The sequence below is a fragment of the Streptomyces sp. NPDC042259 genome (assembly GCF_055582085.1).
Genome location: NZ_JBVJDW010000003.1, coordinates 60,403 through 76,485 on the forward strand (window position 1 = coordinate 60,403; position 16,083 = coordinate 76,485).

The 16,083-nt window shown below is 72.6% G+C and carries 12 protein-coding genes; 3 read left to right on the forward strand and 9 right to left on the reverse strand.

The features are described 5' to 3' along the window. Nucleotides 1-151 precede the first annotated feature (151 nt). The gene (locus tag ACZ6MA_RS09355) at nt 152-2,170 is read right to left on the reverse strand and encodes a Xaa-Pro dipeptidyl-peptidase (RefSeq protein ID WP_469432375.1); all 2,019 of its coding nucleotides are present in this window, start codon (nt 2,168-2,170) and stop codon (nt 152-154) included. A gap of 100 nt (nt 2,171-2,270) precedes the next feature. On the opposite strand from ACZ6MA_RS09355, the gene ACZ6MA_RS09360 reads away from it, so the two are divergent. Next, nucleotides 2,271-3,806 (forward strand): M1 family metallopeptidase, encoded by a 1,536-nt coding sequence (locus ACZ6MA_RS09360; RefSeq protein WP_469432376.1) that lies wholly within the window; start codon nt 2,271-2,273, stop codon nt 3,804-3,806. 68 nt (nt 3,807-3,874) lie between these two features. Here ACZ6MA_RS09360 and ACZ6MA_RS09365 read toward each other — a convergent pair whose 3' ends face one another. Then, nucleotides 3,875-5,701 (reverse strand): AMP-dependent synthetase/ligase, encoded by a 1,827-nt coding sequence (locus ACZ6MA_RS09365; RefSeq protein WP_469432378.1) that lies wholly within the window; start codon nt 5,699-5,701, stop codon nt 3,875-3,877. Nucleotides 5,702-5,854: 153 nt separating this feature from the next. Between ACZ6MA_RS09365 and ACZ6MA_RS09370 the strand changes: the two genes are divergently transcribed. Continuing rightward, nucleotides 5,855-6,592 carry a MerR family transcriptional regulator gene (locus tag ACZ6MA_RS09370; protein WP_469432380.1) on the forward strand — a complete coding sequence of 246 codons (738 nt, stop codon included), beginning with the start codon at nt 5,855-5,857 and terminating at the stop codon, nt 6,590-6,592. Nucleotides 6,593-6,882: 290 nt separating this feature from the next. Here ACZ6MA_RS09370 and ACZ6MA_RS09375 read toward each other — a convergent pair whose 3' ends face one another. From ACZ6MA_RS09375 to ACZ6MA_RS09400, 6 genes are all read right to left on the reverse strand, one after another. Continuing rightward, nucleotides 6,883-9,066, reverse strand: a complete 2,184-nt coding sequence (locus ACZ6MA_RS09375) for a 3-hydroxyacyl-CoA dehydrogenase NAD-binding domain-containing protein (protein WP_469432381.1) — start codon at nt 9,064-9,066, stop codon at nt 6,883-6,885. Between the two features lie 118 nt (nt 9,067-9,184). After that, nucleotides 9,185-10,399 (reverse strand): acetyl-CoA C-acetyltransferase, encoded by a 1,215-nt coding sequence (locus ACZ6MA_RS09380; protein WP_469432382.1) that lies wholly within the window; start codon nt 10,397-10,399, stop codon nt 9,185-9,187. 47 nt (nt 10,400-10,446) lie between these two features. Continuing rightward, nucleotides 10,447-11,589: an acyl-CoA dehydrogenase family protein gene (locus tag ACZ6MA_RS09385; protein WP_469433120.1), complete on the reverse strand. Its 1,143-nt coding sequence runs from the start codon at nt 11,587-11,589 to the stop codon at nt 10,447-10,449. 2 nt (nt 11,590-11,591) lie between these two features. Further along, complete coding sequence (locus ACZ6MA_RS09390; RefSeq protein WP_469432384.1) at nt 11,592-12,725, reverse strand: CaiB/BaiF CoA transferase family protein; 1,134 nt, start codon at nt 12,723-12,725, stop codon at nt 11,592-11,594. A 280-nt stretch (nt 12,726-13,005) separates the two neighbouring features. After that, nucleotides 13,006-13,383, reverse strand: a complete 378-nt coding sequence (locus ACZ6MA_RS09395) for an MmcQ/YjbR family DNA-binding protein (protein ID WP_469432386.1) — start codon at nt 13,381-13,383, stop codon at nt 13,006-13,008. A gap of 240 nt (nt 13,384-13,623) precedes the next feature. After that, entirely contained in the window at nt 13,624-14,385 is a 762-nt protein-coding gene (locus ACZ6MA_RS09400) for an endonuclease V (RefSeq protein ID WP_469432387.1), read from the reverse strand. 84 nt (nt 14,386-14,469) lie between these two features. Here ACZ6MA_RS09400 and ACZ6MA_RS09405 point away from each other — a divergent pair, with 84 nt between their 5' ends. After that, complete coding sequence (locus ACZ6MA_RS09405) at nt 14,470-14,769, forward strand: YciI family protein (protein ID WP_469432388.1); 300 nt, start codon at nt 14,470-14,472, stop codon at nt 14,767-14,769. Between the two features lie 50 nt (nt 14,770-14,819). Here the strand turns inward: ACZ6MA_RS09405 and ACZ6MA_RS09410 are convergent, their stop codons facing one another. Next, the gene (locus ACZ6MA_RS09410) at nt 14,820-15,923 is read right to left on the reverse strand and encodes a WD40/YVTN/BNR-like repeat-containing protein (protein WP_469433121.1); all 1,104 of its coding nucleotides are present in this window, start codon (nt 15,921-15,923) and stop codon (nt 14,820-14,822) included. Nucleotides 15,924-16,083: the final 160 nt, after the last annotated feature.

A 16,083-nucleotide genomic window follows, 5' to 3' on the forward strand; every position in this document is an offset into this window, starting at 1 on the left:
TTCGACTTTAGCCGCTGAGCCCATCCCTCCCGAACCGGTTTCCCTCCGGGGGGCCACCGCTGGGTCGGGCTGACGTGTTCTGTCCGCCCGTAGGGCGCCCGCCGCCGCGGGCGGCACAACCGGCCGGTGGCCGAGGCGCCGCCGACCGGGCTCACGGCCGGCGCGTCGTCGCCCGGGCGAAGGCCGCGTAGCCGCCGACGAGCGGGAGCCGGGCGGTGGTGCGGTTCAGGTCCAGCGTCAGTCGCGGCGTGGTGGAGGCCGGCCGGACGAGGCCCGCGTCGGTGCCCGCGACGATCAGCGCCAGGCGGTGGCCCGCCGGGACGACGTGGTCGCTCGCCGCCAGGTCGAGGGTGATGGTGTACGGCTTGCCGGGGGTCAGCGGGCCGCCCTGGGCGGGGTCCGCGTGGTGGCCGAGGTCGGCCCAGCCACGGCTGAAGACGGTGTGGCCGACCTGCGCCGTCGCGGCCTCCGTCCGCTTGTAGCAGGCGCTGTCGCCCGTGGCGCTGCTGCCCCAGCAGGTGCGGTCGGCGAGGGTGCGGATTCCTTCCCCGGCGGCCGCGTAGTCGCGGACGGTGGCCGGGCCCAGGTCGACGAGGACGGCCGAGAGGTGGGCGGAGGTGGTGGACGGGGTGACCGTCAGGCTCACCCGGGAGGATCCGGACAGCCGCAGTTCACGGGTGAGCGGCGGGGTGGTGAATCCGGCCTTGTCGGGGGTGGTGGTGTCGATGCGGGCCGCCCAGTCGCTCTCGTTCTTCGCGGGGTCGTCGGTGAACACCTCGGTGGTGCCGGGCGGCGCCGGTGCGAGGCCGAGGGCGCCGACGCCCGGGGCGGTTCCGGGTGCGGGGCGCAGCGTGGTGGCGGCCGTGGCGCGCGGCGGCCAGATGCGGTCGGTGCGCCACAGGTCGGGGGCGTGTTCGACATCGGCCATCGGCTCGCGTTCGATTCCGTTGTCGTAGCCGAGGAGGTAGTGGTCGAACCAGCGGTGCAGGGTCGTGACCCAGGTCTCGCGGCGGAAGTCGAACGGGTCGACGTGGCCGGTCTGCGAGAGCCAGAGTTTGCGTTCGACGCCGCCTACGGCGAGGGCGTCCCACCACTGGCCGAAGTGTTTGGTGCGGACGTTGAGGTCCTGCATGCCGTGGACGGCCAGGACGCTGGCACGGACCTGGTCGGCGTGGGGGACGTAGTCGCGCGCGCTCCACAGCGGGGTCCAGTCGCCGTTGCGCGGTGCGCCTTCGACAAGTGCGCGCTGTACGGCCTGGCAGCGGCCGCGTGCCTCGGGGCTCTCGACACCGTTCGCGAGCTGGTCGGGGCCACTGCCGAAGAGCGCGGCGCCCCGGGCGAAGTAGTAGTCGTACCAGGAGCTGATGGCCCCGATGGGGACGATCGTGCGCAGGCCCTGGACGCCGGTGGCGGCGACGGCGTTGGCGATCGTGCCGTCGTAGCTCTTGCCGATCATGCCGACGTCGCCGGTGGTCCAGTCGGCCGGGGCGGCCTCGGTGCCGGTGCGGGTGCGGTAGCCGTGGGCGCGGCCGCCCAGCCAGTCGACGACGGCCTTGGCGGACTGGACGTCGGAGCGGCCGCCGATATCCACGCAACCGTCGGAACGGTTGGTTCCGGCGAGGTCGACGAGGGCGACGGCATAGCCGCGCGGCACGAAGTAGTTGTCGTAGTACAGCGGGAACCCGACCGGTCTCCCCCGCTCGTCGTAGGTCTTCTTCTGGCTCTCGTTGCCGCGTCCGCAGCAGGAGTAGTAGGGGCTGGCATCCATGATCACCGGTACCCGGCGGCCGTGTTCGGCGGCTTCCCGGGGGCGGATGATGTCGACGGCGACCCGGTCGGTGCGGCCGTCCCCGTCACCGTCGAGGCCGATGTCGACCCATACCGACTCGCGCACGGCGCGGTCGTAGGAGTAGACGGGTTCGCTCCGCCCGGCCCGTGGCCCGCTGCCCGCCGGCGTGGGCGCGGCGTGCGCCGCCGTCGGCAACAGGGCGAGTACGGCGGCCAGGACGGCCAGGACGGCGACGGTGAACGTTTCCACGGGTATGCGGGTGTCCCGCGCGCGTTTGGGCACGGCCGGACCGTAGCGTGAGTCAACTGCCGTACAGAAGGGGCGGGAGCACTCGGACCGGGACTCATGAGGTGGCCGGGAACGCACTGATGACAGCCGCATGTCGATCACATGTCGGGATTGGCCATGGACATGGCCTCCTCCACAGTGAGTACATAGGGTGCGAGTGATTGATCGTTCTCCCTGACGAGTTGGAGGATTCGTGCGTCACAGACTCATCGTTCCGAGCGCGGCCGCCGCCTGCCTGCTGCTGGCGATCCCGGCGTCGGCAGCCGATGCCACGCCGGGGGCGCCGGGCGTCGGAGACTCCTATTACCCGGCCGCGGGCAACGGCGGGTACGACGTCTCCCACTACGACCTGCGGCTGAAGTACCAGCCGAAGACGGACAAGCTGGAGGGCACGGCGACCCTGATCGCCACCCCCACCCAGGCGTTGTCCCGCTTCAACCTCGACTTCGCGCTCGATGTGAGCGAGGTGCTGGTCAACGGCAAGAAGGCCACGTTCGCGAAGTCCGGTTCCCACGAGGTCGAGGTCACCCCCGCCGCCCCGTTGGAGAAGGACAAGCAGATCAGCGTGGTCGTCCGCTACAGCGGCGTGCCGTCCCAGGTGAAGGTCGACGGGTCCACGGCCTGGATGCGCACGCCGGACGGCGCGGTCATCGCCGGTGAGCCGGAGGGCTCGATCTGGTGGTTCCCCGGCAACGACCACCCGACCGACAAGGCCACGTACGACATCTCCGTGTCGGTACCGGACGATGTCCAGGCGATCAGCAACGGCGTCCTGGCGTCGAAGAGTTCGAAGCTCGGATGGACGCGCTACAACTGGCGCGCCACCAAGCCGCAGGCCACGTATCTGACCACCCTCGCGGTCGGCAAGTTCGACATCACGACGGACACCACGGCCAACGGCCTGCCGGTCCTCAACGCCTACAGCAAGGACCTGGGGGACAACGCGGCGTCGGCGCGGGCCAGCATCGAGCGCACCACCGAGGTCCTCGACTGGGAGAGCAAGGTCTTCGGCCCCTACCCGTTCAACGCGGCCGGCGGCTATGTGCCGAACGTGCCTTCGGGGTACGCGCTGGAGACCCAGACCCGGCCGTTCTACAGCCCCAAGCAGTTCGCGAACGGCGCGAACGCCTCGGTGGTCGTGCACGAGCTGGCGCACCAGTGGTTCGGTGACAGCGTCTCGGTGAAGAACTGGCGTGACATCTGGGTCAACGAGGGCTTCGCGACGTACTCGCAGTGGCTGTGGTCGGACAAGGAGGGCGAGGGCACCACCCAGGAGCTGGCCGACTATCTCTACACCTCGATTCCGGCCGACAACGCCTTCTGGAAGGTCAAGCCGGGCGACCCGGGTGCGGAGAACCAGTTCCACACCGCCGTCTACAACCGTGGCGCGATCGCCCTCCAGGCGCTGCGCAACACGGTGGGCGACAAGGCGTTCTTCGCGATCCTCAAGGACTGGCCGACGGCGAACAAGTTCGGCAACGCCTCGGTCCAGGACTTCGTGAAGTTCGCGGAGAAGGCGTCGGGCAAGCCGCTCCAGAAGCTCTTCGACACCTGGCTGTTCACCCCGTCGAAGCCCTCGAAGGCGAGCGCCGCGAAGGCGGGCATCGGCAAGACCGCCGCCACCACGGGCAAGGCGGGCAAGGGTGTCTCCGCCGACCGGCCCGGCAAGGTGGCCGAGCCCAAGTCGTGGAAGAAGATCCAGTCCGCGCAGAGCGCGCACAGGCACTGATCCACCCCTCGGCTGCCGCCGGGCGGCCCGTCACCCCGCGTCGCGCGGGTGGCGGGCCGCCGTCGCGTTCAGGGGGCGTAGAGTTCCTCGATCTGTGCGGCGTACCGCTCCCGCACGACGCGCCTGCGCAGTTTGAGCGAGGGCGTCAGTTCGCCGCTCTCCGGCCCCCACTCGCGGTTGAGCACCCGGTAGCGCTTGATCTGCTCGGTGCGGTTCAGGCGCGCGTTGGCCGCGGCCACCGCCCGGTCGATCTCCGCGCGTACGGCCGGGTGGTCCACCAGGGTGTCCGGGTCGGCGTCGATGCCGTGCCGGGCGGCCCAGGAGGGCGTCAGCTCCCCGTCGAGGACGAGCAGGGCGACGAGGTAGGACCGCCCGTCACCGTGGACGAACGCCTGGCCGACGAGCGGGTGTTCCTTGAGGGCGTTCTCGACGAGCGCGGGCGAGACGTTCTTGCCCGTCGAGGTCACGATGATCTCCTTCTTGCGGTCGACGACCCAGACGTAACCGTCCTCGTCGATCCGCCCGATGTCACCGGTCGCCAGCCATCCCTCGGCGTCCGTCGCGCTCTCCACCGAACCGTCCGCCCGCAGATAGCCGGCGCAGACGATCTCGCCGCGCACCTCCAGCTCGCCGTCGGCGGCGGTCCGCACCTCCACCCCGTCGAGCGGGCGGCCCACGGACCCGAGACGGAAGCGGGCCGGCGCGTTGAGGGTGACCACGCCGGAGGTCTCGGTCAGCCCCCACCCGTCCATGATGACGATGCCGAACCCGGTCCAGAAGTCGACGACTTCCCCGGGCATCGGCGCGGTGGCGCTGCCGGCCCACTCCAGCCGGTCCAGGCCCGCCAGGGCCAGCAACGGCACCAGCACCCGCTGCCGGGCCGTGGCATAGGCGGCCGCCAGGGCGGCCGGCGGTTCCTCGCCCCGGGCCCGGTGCGCCACGTGCGCGCGGGCCGTCTCGCCCGCCGCCTCGATCACCCGCCGCCGCTCCTCCGGCAGCCCCTCCAGCGCGGCCCGTACCGACGCGGTCAGCTTCTCCCACACCCGTGGCACCCCGAAGAACTCCGCCGGGCGCAGCTCGCGGACCCGGGCGGCGATGGTGGCCGGGTCGTCGCAGAGATGGACGTGCGCGGCCCGCAGGAGGGGGAGGTAGATGCCGAGCACCCGCTCGGCGATGTGTGCGAAGGGCAGGTAGCAGAGGTGCTCGACGTGCTCGGGGAGTTCGACCACGCGGTCGATGCCGGCGCAGTCGAGCAGCACGGCGCGCTGGGTGAGCACCACGCCCTTGGGGTCGCCGGTGGTGCCCGAGGTGTAGACGACGGTCGCCGGGTCGGTCGGGCGCACCTGCCGCCATGCCTTCTCGAAGGCCGCGTCGTCGTGGGGCGCGGCCTGCCGCGCGGTGAGCGCCGTGTAGGGGGTGTGCCGCCCGGCCGCCGCCGCGTCGACGACCACCAGCCGTTCCAGCGGGACGGTGTCGTCGCCGGTCAGCGGCTCCCAGCGGGCCAGCTCGCCGGCCCCTTCGAGCACGGCCAGCCGGGCCCGGCTGTGCCGGGCTATGTGGGCGACCTGCTCGGGCGAGGAGGTGCCGTAGACCGATACGGGGACGGCACCGAGGTGGACGAGGGCGAGGTCGCCGAGCCAGTGTTCGGGCCGGTTGCCCATCATCATCAGCACCTGGTCGCCGCGCCCGACACCGAGCGCGGCGTAGCCCGCGGCGAGAGCGGCGACCTGGGCGCGGACCTGCGCCCAGGTAAGGGTGCGCGGTGCGGCGGTGCCGGGTTCGCACCAGGTCAGGGCGGGCAGGCCGGGGTACTGCGCGGCGTTGCGCAGCAGCAGCGCGGGGAGGGTGAGTTCGTCCGGTGCGGCGGGGAGTCGACGGCGCGCGGGCGTGGTCAATGCGGCCTCCAGGGGTCGGTGTCCGTGGGCCTTGGGCTGACGACCGGTCGAGAGGGAAGGTTTCACAGGGGTGGTGGTACAGCAATACTGTTGAACCCGATTGAGCCGGGCGAGAACCGGACCCGAGCCGGAAGAGAGAGCGAGGCGCCGTCGATGGCCACGGATACCGGGGAACCCACCCTCACCGTCGACGAGTTGGCCGCCCGCGCCGGGGTCACCGTCCGGACCGTCCGCTTCTACGGCACCCGCGGCCTGCTCCCCCCGCCGCGGATCGGCCCGCGCCGGGTCGGGCACTACGGGCCGGACCATCTGTCCCGGCTGGCGCTGATCGAGGAGCTGCAGCACCAGGGGCTGACGCTCGCGGCCATCGAACGCTATGTGCGGCAGCTCCCGCCCGACCTGAGCGCACACGACCTGGCCATCCACCGGGCGTTGGTGGCTTCCTGGCTGCCGGACACGGCGGAGGAGACCACCCGCGCCCAACTGGAGCGGCGGGCCGGGCGGGCGCTGGCCGAGGAGGACATCGACCGGCTGGCCGCGCTGAACGTCCTGGAACGCCTGGAACGGATGGGCGGGCGGGAAGGCGGGAGCGGCGACGAGGAAACGTTCCGGGTGGACCCGGGGCTGCTGGGTCTGGGGGTACGCCTGCTGGACGTGCCGATCGCACTGGAGACGATCCTCGCGGCCCGTACGGTACTGCTGGACCACGCCCGCTCCACGGCCCGGGAGCTGACGCGGCTCTTCCAGGGCGAGGTGGACACGGGCAACATCGAGGCGATGAAGTCCCTGTCGGCCCATATGCAGCCGCTGGTGGTCCAGGCCCTGGTGACGGCGTTCCAGCGATCGCTGAAACAGGAGCTGCGGGCCGTGTACGCCGAGGGGGATCCGTAGGCCGGGCCGGCCGGTCGGTTGTCGGGCCGCACCTCCGCTGCGCGGCGGTGTCCTCAATCGCCGGACGGGCTGGTTGTGCCTGTGTCCTCAAGCGCCGGACGGGCTGGATTGGCTGAGGCTGTCCCCATCAACCCGGACGGGCTCCGGATTCGGCTGAGCCCAGCCAAAACCAGCCCGTCCGGCGCTTGAGGACGCGCCCGCAGGGCGCCCGCCGCCGCAGGCGGCAAGACGACCCGCAGCGGGCCGGGGCCCGAAGTAACCAGCCCGCCGCAGGCGTATAGGCCCGCGCCTCAGCGGAACGTCCCACCCACCTCCGCCTTCTCCAAAAGCAGTGCCGGCGGCTCGAAGCGGTCGCCATAAGCGGCCTGGAGTTCCCGGGCGCGGGCTACGAAGCCGGGCAGTCCGCCCGCGTAGCCGTTGATGAACTGGAGCACCCCGCCCGTCCAGCCGGGGAAGCCGATGCCCAGCAGGGAGCCGATGTTGGCGTCGGCGACGGAGGTGAGGACGTTCTCCTCCAGACAGCGGACGGTGTCCAGTGCCTCGGAGAAGAGCATCCGGTCCTTCATGTCCTCGAACGGCACGGGCGAGGCCGCGGCGCCCCCCTCCGTGCCCCGGCCGAAGTGCTCGCGCAGGCCCGGCCACAGACCGGTCCGCTTGCCGTCGGCGTAGTCGTAGAAGCCCGCGCCGCCGGACCGGCCGGTGCGGCCGAACTCGTCGACCATCCGGTCGATGACGGTGTCGGCGGGGTGCGGCACCCACACACCGCCGGCGGCTTCGACCGCGCGCCGCGTCTCGTCGCGGATCCGGCGCGGCAGGGTGAGGGTCAGCTCGTCCATGAGGGAGAGCACCTTGGCGGGGTAGCCGGCCTGGGCGGCGGCCTGCTCGACGGAGGCGGGGTCGACGCCCTCCCCGACCATGGCCACGCCCTCGTTGATGAACCGGCCGATGACCCGCGAGGTGAAGAAGCCGCGCGAGTCGTTGACCACGATGGGCGTCTTGCGGATCTGCCGGACGAGATCGAAGGCGCGGGCCAGGGCCTCGTCGCCGGTCCGCGCGCCCTTGATGATCTCCACCAGCGGCATTTTGTCGACGGGTGAGAAGAAGTGCAGGCCCACGAAGTCCGCCGGGCGCTCGACCCCTTCGGCCAGTGCGGTGATGGGCAGGGTGGAGGTGTTGGAGCACAGCAGGGCGTCGGGCTCGACGATGTGCTGGATCTCCTGGAAGACCTTGTGCTTGAGGGCCGGGTCCTCGAAGACCGCCTCGATGACGGCGTCACAGCCGGCGAGATCGCGCGGGTCGGCGGTCGGGGTGATCCGGGCGAGCAGTTCGTCGCGCTTGGCCTCGGTGGTGCGGCCCCGGGAGAGTGCCTTGGCGAGCAGTCCCTCGGAGTAGGCCTTGCCCTTGGCGGCCGCCTCGGGCGAGACGTCCTTGAGGACCACGTCGAGGCCGGCCCGGGCGCAGGAGTACGCGATGCCCGCGCCCATCATCCCGGCACCGAGGACGGCGACCTTGCGGACCTTGCGGGGGGCCGTGCCCTGAGGGCGGCTGCGGCCCGCGTTGACGGCCTGGAGGTCGAAGAAGAAGGCCTGGATCATGTTCTTGGAGATCTGCCCGGTGACCAGCTCCGTGAAGTAGCGGGCCTCGATGACCTGGGCGGTCTCGAAGTCGACCTGGGAGCCCTCGACGGCGGCGGCCAGGATGTTGCGGGGGGCGGGGTAGGGGGCGCCCGCGAGCTGCTTCTTCAAGCTCGCCGGGAAGGCGGGCAGGTCGGCGGCGAAGCGGGGGTTGGCGGGGGTGCCGCCGGGGATCTTGTAGCCCTTGGCGTCCCAGGGCTGCCGGGACTCGGGGTGGGCGGCGACGAAGGCGCGGGCCTTGGCGAGCAGTTCGTCGCCGGTGGCCGCGGTCTCGTGGATCAGACCCGCCTCCAGGGCGCGGCGCGCGTCGTACTGCTTGCCCTGCAGGAGGACCTTCAGCAGCGCGTCGGTGATGCCGAGCAGCCGGACGGTGCGGGTCACGCCGCCGCCCGCCGGGAGCAGCCCCAAGGTGACCTCGGGCAGGCCGATCCGGGTGCCGGGGGCGTCGAGCGCGACGCGGTGGTGGCAGGCGAGGGCGATCTCGTAGCCGCCGCCGAGGGCGGCGCCGTTGATCGCGGCGACGACGGGCACCCCGAGGGTCTCGATGCGGCGCAGGTCGCGCTTGATGGCCATGCCCGCGTCGAAGGCCTGCTGGGCCTGTGCGGGGCCGATCCTGATCATGTCCTTGAGGTCGCCGCCGGCGAAGAACGTCTTCTTCGCGGAGGTGACGATGACGCCGGTCACCGAGGCGCGTTCGGCCTCGAGACGGTCGGCGACCGCGTGGAGGGACGCCCGGAACGCGTCGTTCATGGTGTTGGCCGACTGGTTCGGGTCGTCCAGGACGAGGGTGACGACGCCGTCGCCGCTCTGCTCCCAGCGGATGGTGGTGCTCTCGCTCATGTCGAAGTCTCCAGGGTGTTCCGGTGGCGGTGCGCTGGCGCTGAGCTTGTCCGGGTGGTCTTCGCGGCACGCCGCAGGCGGCAGAGCCGGCCCGCGGTCGAGTGATCCGCCGGCCAGGCTAGAGGCGCTCGACGACGGTCGCGCTGCCCATGCCGCCGCCGACGCAGAGGGTGATCAGGCCGTAGCGCTTGTCCTGTCGCTCCAGCTCGTCGACGACCGTGCCGAGCAGCATCGCCCCGGTCGCGCCGAGGGGGTGGCCGAGGGCGATGGCACCACCGTTGACGTTGATCTTCTCCAGGCCGATGCCCATGTCCCGGGCGAAGCGGAGCACCACGGCGGCGAACGCCTCGTTGATCTCGATCAGATCGATGTCGTCGATGGTCAGACCCGCCTTGGCAAGGGCCTTCCGGGTGGCGGGGGCGGGGCCGGTGAGCATGATGGTGGGGTCGGCGCCGGAGACGGCCGCGGAGACGATACGGGCGCGGGGCGCCATGCCGTAGCGCTCGCCGACCTCGCGGTTGCCGATGGCGACGAGGGCCGCGCCGTCCACGATGCCGGAGGAGTTGCCCGCGTGGTGGACGTGGTCGATCCTCTCCACCCAGTGGTACTTCTGGAGCGCCACCGCGTCGAAGCCGCCCGCCTCGCCGATGCCCGCGAAGGAGGGCTTCAGCGCGGCGAGGGAGTCGGCGGTGGTGCCGGGGCGCGGGTGTTCGTCCCGGTCGAGGACGACGAGGCCGTTGCGGTCCCGTACGGGCACGACGGAGCGGTCGAAGCGGCCGGCCTTCCACGCCTCGGCGGCCAGCTCCTGGGAGCGGGCGGCGAAGGTGTCGACGTCGCGGCGGGTGAACCCTTCGAGGGTGGCGATGAGGTCGGCGCCGATGCCCTGGGGGACGAAGCCGACGTCGAAGTTGGTCATGGGGTCGGCGAACCAGGCGCCCCCGTCGGAGGCCATGGGGACGCGGGACATCGACTCGACGCCACCCGCTAGGACGAGGTCCTCCCAGCCGGAGCGGACCTTGGCGGCGGCGAGGTTGACGGCTTCCAGGCCCGAGGCACAGAAGCGGTTCTCCTGCAGGCCCGCGACGGTGTCGGGGAGCCCGGCGGCGATGGCCGCGACCTTGGCGATGTCGGAGCCCTGGTCGCCGACGGGGCTGACCACGCCGAGGACGATGTCGTCGACGGCGGCCGGGTCGAGGTCCGGGAAGCGGCGGCGCATCTCGTGGATCAGGCCGACGACGAGGTCGATCGGCTTGGTGCCGTGCAGCGACCCATTGGCCTTGCCGCGGCCGCGCGGGGTGCGGATCGCGTCGTACACAAACGCTTCGGTGCTCAAGGTCGGCAGCCTTTCGAAAAGGGGATCGGGGCGGGTGCGGGGGCGGGTCAGGAGAGCAGGGACCGGCCGATGATCTCCTTCATGATCTCGGTGGTGCCGCCGTAGATCGTCTGGATCCGGCCGTCGGTGAAGGCCTTGGCGACCCGGTACTCGGTCATGTAGCCGTACCCCCCGTGCAGTTGCAGACAGCGGTCGGCGACCCGCTTCTGCAGCTCGGTCGCCCACCATTTGGCCATCGAGGCGTGCACGGCGTCGAGTTCGCCCCGGGCGTGGTCCTCGATGCAGCGGTCCAGGAACGTGCGGGTGACGGCGCACTCGGTGGCCATCTCGGCGATCTCGAAACGGATGTGCTGGAGCTTGGCCAGCGGGCGGCCGAACGCCTCACGCTCCTTGACGTACGCCGTGGTGATCTCCAGCAGGTGTTCGGCCGCCGCGATCCCGGCGACGGCGATGTTCATCCGCTCCTGGGCCAGGTTGGTCATCAAGTGTCCGAACGCGCCGTGGAGTTCGCCGAGGAGGTTCTCCTTGGGGACGCGGACGTCGCTGAAGAACAGCTCGGCGGTGTCCTGGGCCTTCTGGCCGATCTTGTCGAGGTTGCGGCCGCGCTCGAAGCCCTCCGCGCCGCGCTCGACGACCAGCAGGCTGAGGCCCTTCGCCCCGCCCTCGGGGGTGGTCTTCGCGACGACGATGACGAGGTCCGCGAGGATCCCGTTGGAGATGAAGGTCTTGGAGCCGTTCAGCACCCAGTGGTCGCCCCGGTCCTCGGCCGCGGTACGGATGCCCTGCAGATCGGAGCCGGCGCCGGGCTCGGTCATGGCGATGGCGGTGATGGTCTCGCCCGTGCAGAAACCGGGCAGCCAGCGGCGCTTCTGCCCGTCCGTGGCGAGCGAGGTCAGATAGGGCCCGATGATGTCGTTGTGCAGCCCGATCGCCAGCCCCGAGGCGCCCGCGCGGGTGAACTCCTCGGTGAGCACGGCGCTGTAGCGGAAGTCGGTCTCTCCCCCGCCGCCGTACTCCTCGGGCACCGCGAGGCCGAGCAGCCCCTGCCGGCCGGCCGCGAGCCAGGCGTCGCGGGAGACGACGCCGTCCTTCTCCCACCGCTCGTGGTGCGGCGCCACCTCCTTGGCGAGGAAGCGCCGCACGGTGTCGCGGAACGCCTCGTGGTCGGCGGTGTAGATCCGGCGCTGCATCGTCACGGGCCCTCCTGGGGCGTCTCGAGGCCGCGGACGTCCCAGTCGCGGGCGACCTCGGCGGTGTCGGCGCCGGGCCGCGCGGGCGGCCTGCGGACGGAGCCGGGGGTGGCGGAGAAGCGCGGGGCGGGGGCGGGCTGGGTGAGGCCCGCGTGTTCGGTGAAGGTGCCGCGCGCGGCGAGATGCGGGTGTTCGGGGGCCTCGCGCAGTGACAGTACCGGTGCGACACAGGCGTCCGAGCCCTCGAAGACGGCCGTCCACTCGGCGCGGGTGCGCTGCTTGAAGCGGTCGGCGACGGCGGTGCGCAGCTCCCCCCAGCGGGCGGGGTCGTCGCGGGCGGGGGCGGTCTCCTCGATGCCGAGCAGCCGGATGAAGGTGGCGTAGAAGCGGGGCTCCAGCGCGCCGACCGCCATGTGGCGGCCGTCGGCCGTCTCGTACGTGCCGTAGAAGGGCGCGCCGCCGTCGAGGAGGTTGGCGCCGCGCCGGTCCTGCCAGCCGCCGGCCGCCAGCATGCCGTGGATCATGGCGGTGAGGTGGGCGGTGCCGTCGACGATGGCGGCGTCGACGACCTGTCCGGTGCCGGTGGTCCGGGCGTGCTGGAGGGCGGCGAGGACGCCGATGACGAGGTAGAGGGAGCCGCCCGCGTAGTCGCCCAGGAGGTTGGCGGGCGGGTACGGCGGGCCGCCGACCGGGCCGGTCATGCCGAGGGCGCCGGTGACGGCGATGTAGCCGATGTCGTGCCCGGCGGTGTGCGCGAGCGGGCCGTCCTGGCCCCAGCCGGTCATCCGCCCGTAGACGAGCCGGGGGTTGCGGGCCAGGCAGGCGTCGGGGCCGACGCCCAGCCGTTCGGCGACGCCGGGGCGGTAGCCCTCCAGCAGTACGTCGGCCCGCTCGGCGAGGTCGAGCACGGTCGCCGGGCCGTGCGGCGCCTTGAGGTCGACGACGACGGAGCGTTTGTTGCGGTTGGCGATGTCGTAGTCGGGGTCGATGGCGAGCCCCGGGCCGCCGGGGCGGTCGACGCGGACGACGTCGGCACCGAGGTCGGCGAGGAGCATGGCCGCGAACGGCCCCGGTCCGATCCCCGCGAGCTCCACGACGCGCACCCCGGTGAGAGGGCCGTTCCCTGACGCTGCCATCCAGACCCCAGTCCCGGTGACGACCTCTTATGACACAACTGCTGTAACAGTCGCGATGTTAAGAACGTGTTCCACTTTCCACAAGCCCCCGGAGGTGTTCCGGACCCCCTCGGTCGCCAGCGCGGCTTCCCCCTCTCCAACTTCCTGCACGCCCTTGGCATGAGCGGCTCCGCGATTTACGGCCCGCGCACTCGGGACGCGCCTCACCGGCGAGTGGCGGGCTTCGCCTGCGACCGGGTCGACGGTCCCGGGTGATTGCCCCCAGGCGGGGGGCGCGGGCTCAGCCCGCGTCGAGCTGGGCGATCAGCTTCTTGGGGGCGATGGTCCGGTAGCTCTCCTCGACCCAGTCGCAGAGCAGGTCGACCGGCGTCCCGCCGGTCAGCGGCACGGACACCCAGCCCGACCGCCCGAGCCCGTACCCGCTGGGTGCGGCTCCGGGCACGGCGAGGGCGTGCCCGTGGGTCTCCTCGTCCTTGAGCTTGACGCCGATGCCGGGGCTCTCGGTGTTCCCCTCGGCCCCCAGGAACACGAAGATCTTCTTGTTGACCTTGATGACGGCGTCGTCCTCCCACGGGAACTCCTCGACGGCTCCGGGCAGTCCGAGCGCGAAGTCACGGACCTTCGCTCGCGCGGTGAGGGGGGCGGGGGATGCCGGCATGGGGTCCTCCGGTCGGGGGCCGTCTTACGCGTCGCGGCACGTGGCGCCGCTGTCGGTCACACGCTAGGCCATGTCCGGAAAGTAGCGCCGTACGCCCGCAGGGCGTGGCCCGGGGCGTCTGGTGCGTGCGAGCGCAAGGCGGAGGGCCGCCCTCGTACCGGGCGTACTCGGGCGGTCCCGACAACGCGGCGATCGTGCGTGCCAGGCGTCCCGGGCCAGGCGGGGCTTTCCGGACACGGCCTAGGGCCTGACCGGCGGATCTTCGACTCGTGGGCCGTCATCGCCGCCCGCGGCGGCGAGCGACAGGGCCCGCCGGCAGAGGGAGTCCGCCGCGCGGGTGGTTTCGGGGAGGCGGAACCGGCCGGCCAGGCGCAGCGTATGCGCGCAGGCGTGGTCGAGGCTCACGCGGTGGCCGACGGAGACGAAGACGGGCTTGACGTCGTCCTGGGTGCGCAGGGCGCGGCCCACCTCCTCGTCGCCGTCCAGGAGCGGGGAGGTCGCGCCGCGGCGCGGGCCCGGTGGGGTGTAGGTGAAGGTGAAGGGGTTCTTGGCGACGCCGATCGTGGGGAGGCCGGTGAGGACGCCGAGGTGGGAGGCGAGGCCGAAGCGGCGGGGGTGGGCGAGCCCGTAGCCGTCGCAGACCACCAGGCCGGGGGTGACGGTGAGCGCGCCGAGGGCCGCGAGGACGGTGGGGATCTCGCGGAAGGCCAGCAGGCCCGGGATGTAGGGGAAGGCCACGCGGCCGACCGCCGTGGCCTCCTCGACGACGTCGAACGTCTGCGCGTCGAGGGCGACGGCGGCCGCCGCGACGAGGTCCCGCTCGTCGTCGTACGCCACGTCCACGCCCACGGCCACCAGCGGCTGCCCGGGCGTCGGACCCGGCTCGTCCGTCACGACCCGGCCGCGCAACTCGTCCTGGACGGCGAGCGCTTCCGCCTCCGTCGTCGGCCAGTCGTCCGGCCGGTTCTCGCGGCCGCCGTGGTCAGAGTGCGCAGTGGTCATAGTGCGGCTCACGTTAATCGAGGGGTGGGCGCGCCGGGCTCCCGGGGCGGGCCCCCGGCGCCCGGGGCGCGTAGCCTGTTGATCATGTTTGTACTGGAGCTGACCTACATCGCCCCCGTCGAGCGCGTCGAGGCCGCCCTCGCCGAGCACATCGCCTGGCTGGACGCGCATTACGCGTCCGGTGTGTTCATCGCCTCGGGCCGCAAGAAGCCGCGCGACGGCGGGGTCATCATCGCGGTCGGTGACGACCGGTCGAAGATGGAGGAGATCGTGGAGAGCGACCCGTTCACCGTGGCGGGGGTGTGCGAGTACGCCATCACGGAGTTCATCGCCACCAAGACCGCCCCGCCGCTGGAGCACTACCGGCAGCAACTGCCGTCCTGAGCCCCGCCGGTGGGGCTCCGCCGGCCGGGGCCCCACCGGTCAGGCCGCCGTCACCGGCCCGGCCTGGCGAGGCGGGCGATCCGCCCCTTCTCCCCCGCCGCCCAGCAGCCGCGGTCGGGCGCGCAGTCGACCGTGTCGTAGGAGCCGGGGTCGAAGGCGCGCCAGGTGCGGCCCGCGTCCGTGCTGAACTCGCTGCCGGTCGGTCCGACGGCGAGGGCGGCGGACCGGCTGTGCGGCAGCCAGGCCACCCCGGAGCGGTACGCGGCCGGCGGCCGGACCGACGGGGTCCAGCTCGCGCCGCCGTCACCGCTGACGGCCGCGGCCCGTTCCGACGGCCGGCCGGCGCGGTAGTCGCCGCCGACGGCCAGCCCGTGCGCGCGGTCGCGGAAGGCGAGCCCGAAGACGCCGCGCGCCGGGTCACCGGCCGGCAGGGGTGTGCCGGTGGCCGTCCAGGTGCGGCCGCGGTCGGCCGAGTGGAAGACGCGGGACGTCGCGCCGCCGCCGGTGGCGAACCACGCGTGGGTGCCGGCGCGCGCGTCCGCCCCGACCACGCACTGGCCGCTCGCGGCGAACGCCGCCTCACCGGGGAGCGCCGGGGGCATGCCGGCCGTGGGCAGCACCCGCCAGCGGCGGCCGCCGTCGTCGGTCGCAAGGATCCGGAACCTTCCGTCCACGGGGTCGCCGAGGGCGATGCCGTGGCGGGTGTCGAAGAACGTGAGGCAGTCGTAGAAGGCCTTCGGGTCGGTGTTGCGGAAGCTCTCCGTCCAGGTGGTGCCGCCGTCGTCCGTGCGGAAGACGCGCGAGGCCTCGCCCTCGCCGATCGCCAGGACGACCGCGCGGCGCCCGTCGAACGCCTCGATGTCGCGGAACTCCAGTGCGCCCGCGCCGGGCGGTGAGACATCGCGCCAGCGGCGCCCCCCGTCGCGGGTGCGCAGCACGGTCCCCTTGGTGCCCGCCACCCATGCGGTGCGGCGGCTCACGGCCGCGAGCCCGCGGAACCGCGCGTCGGATCCGCTGGTCTTCGTCTCCCAGGCCGGCTGCCGCGGGCCGCCGCCCCGCGCCTCGGGTGCGGCACCCCGGGCGGGTGCGGTACCCCCGACGGCGAGCATCACCCCGCAGATCCCGGCGAGTAATCCTCGTAACGACTTCCCCATCCGCCTCATAGGGCGGGAAGCTAGCCCACCGGGGGCGGCCCGTCCATGGGGCCGCGAGCAAGGGGCCGCGACCGAGGGAAGTCGTCCAAGTTTCATCCTTTTGGCCGAGACGGATGTGGCTGTCCGGGGGATCCGGGAACCGACGGGCGTCCCTAGCGTG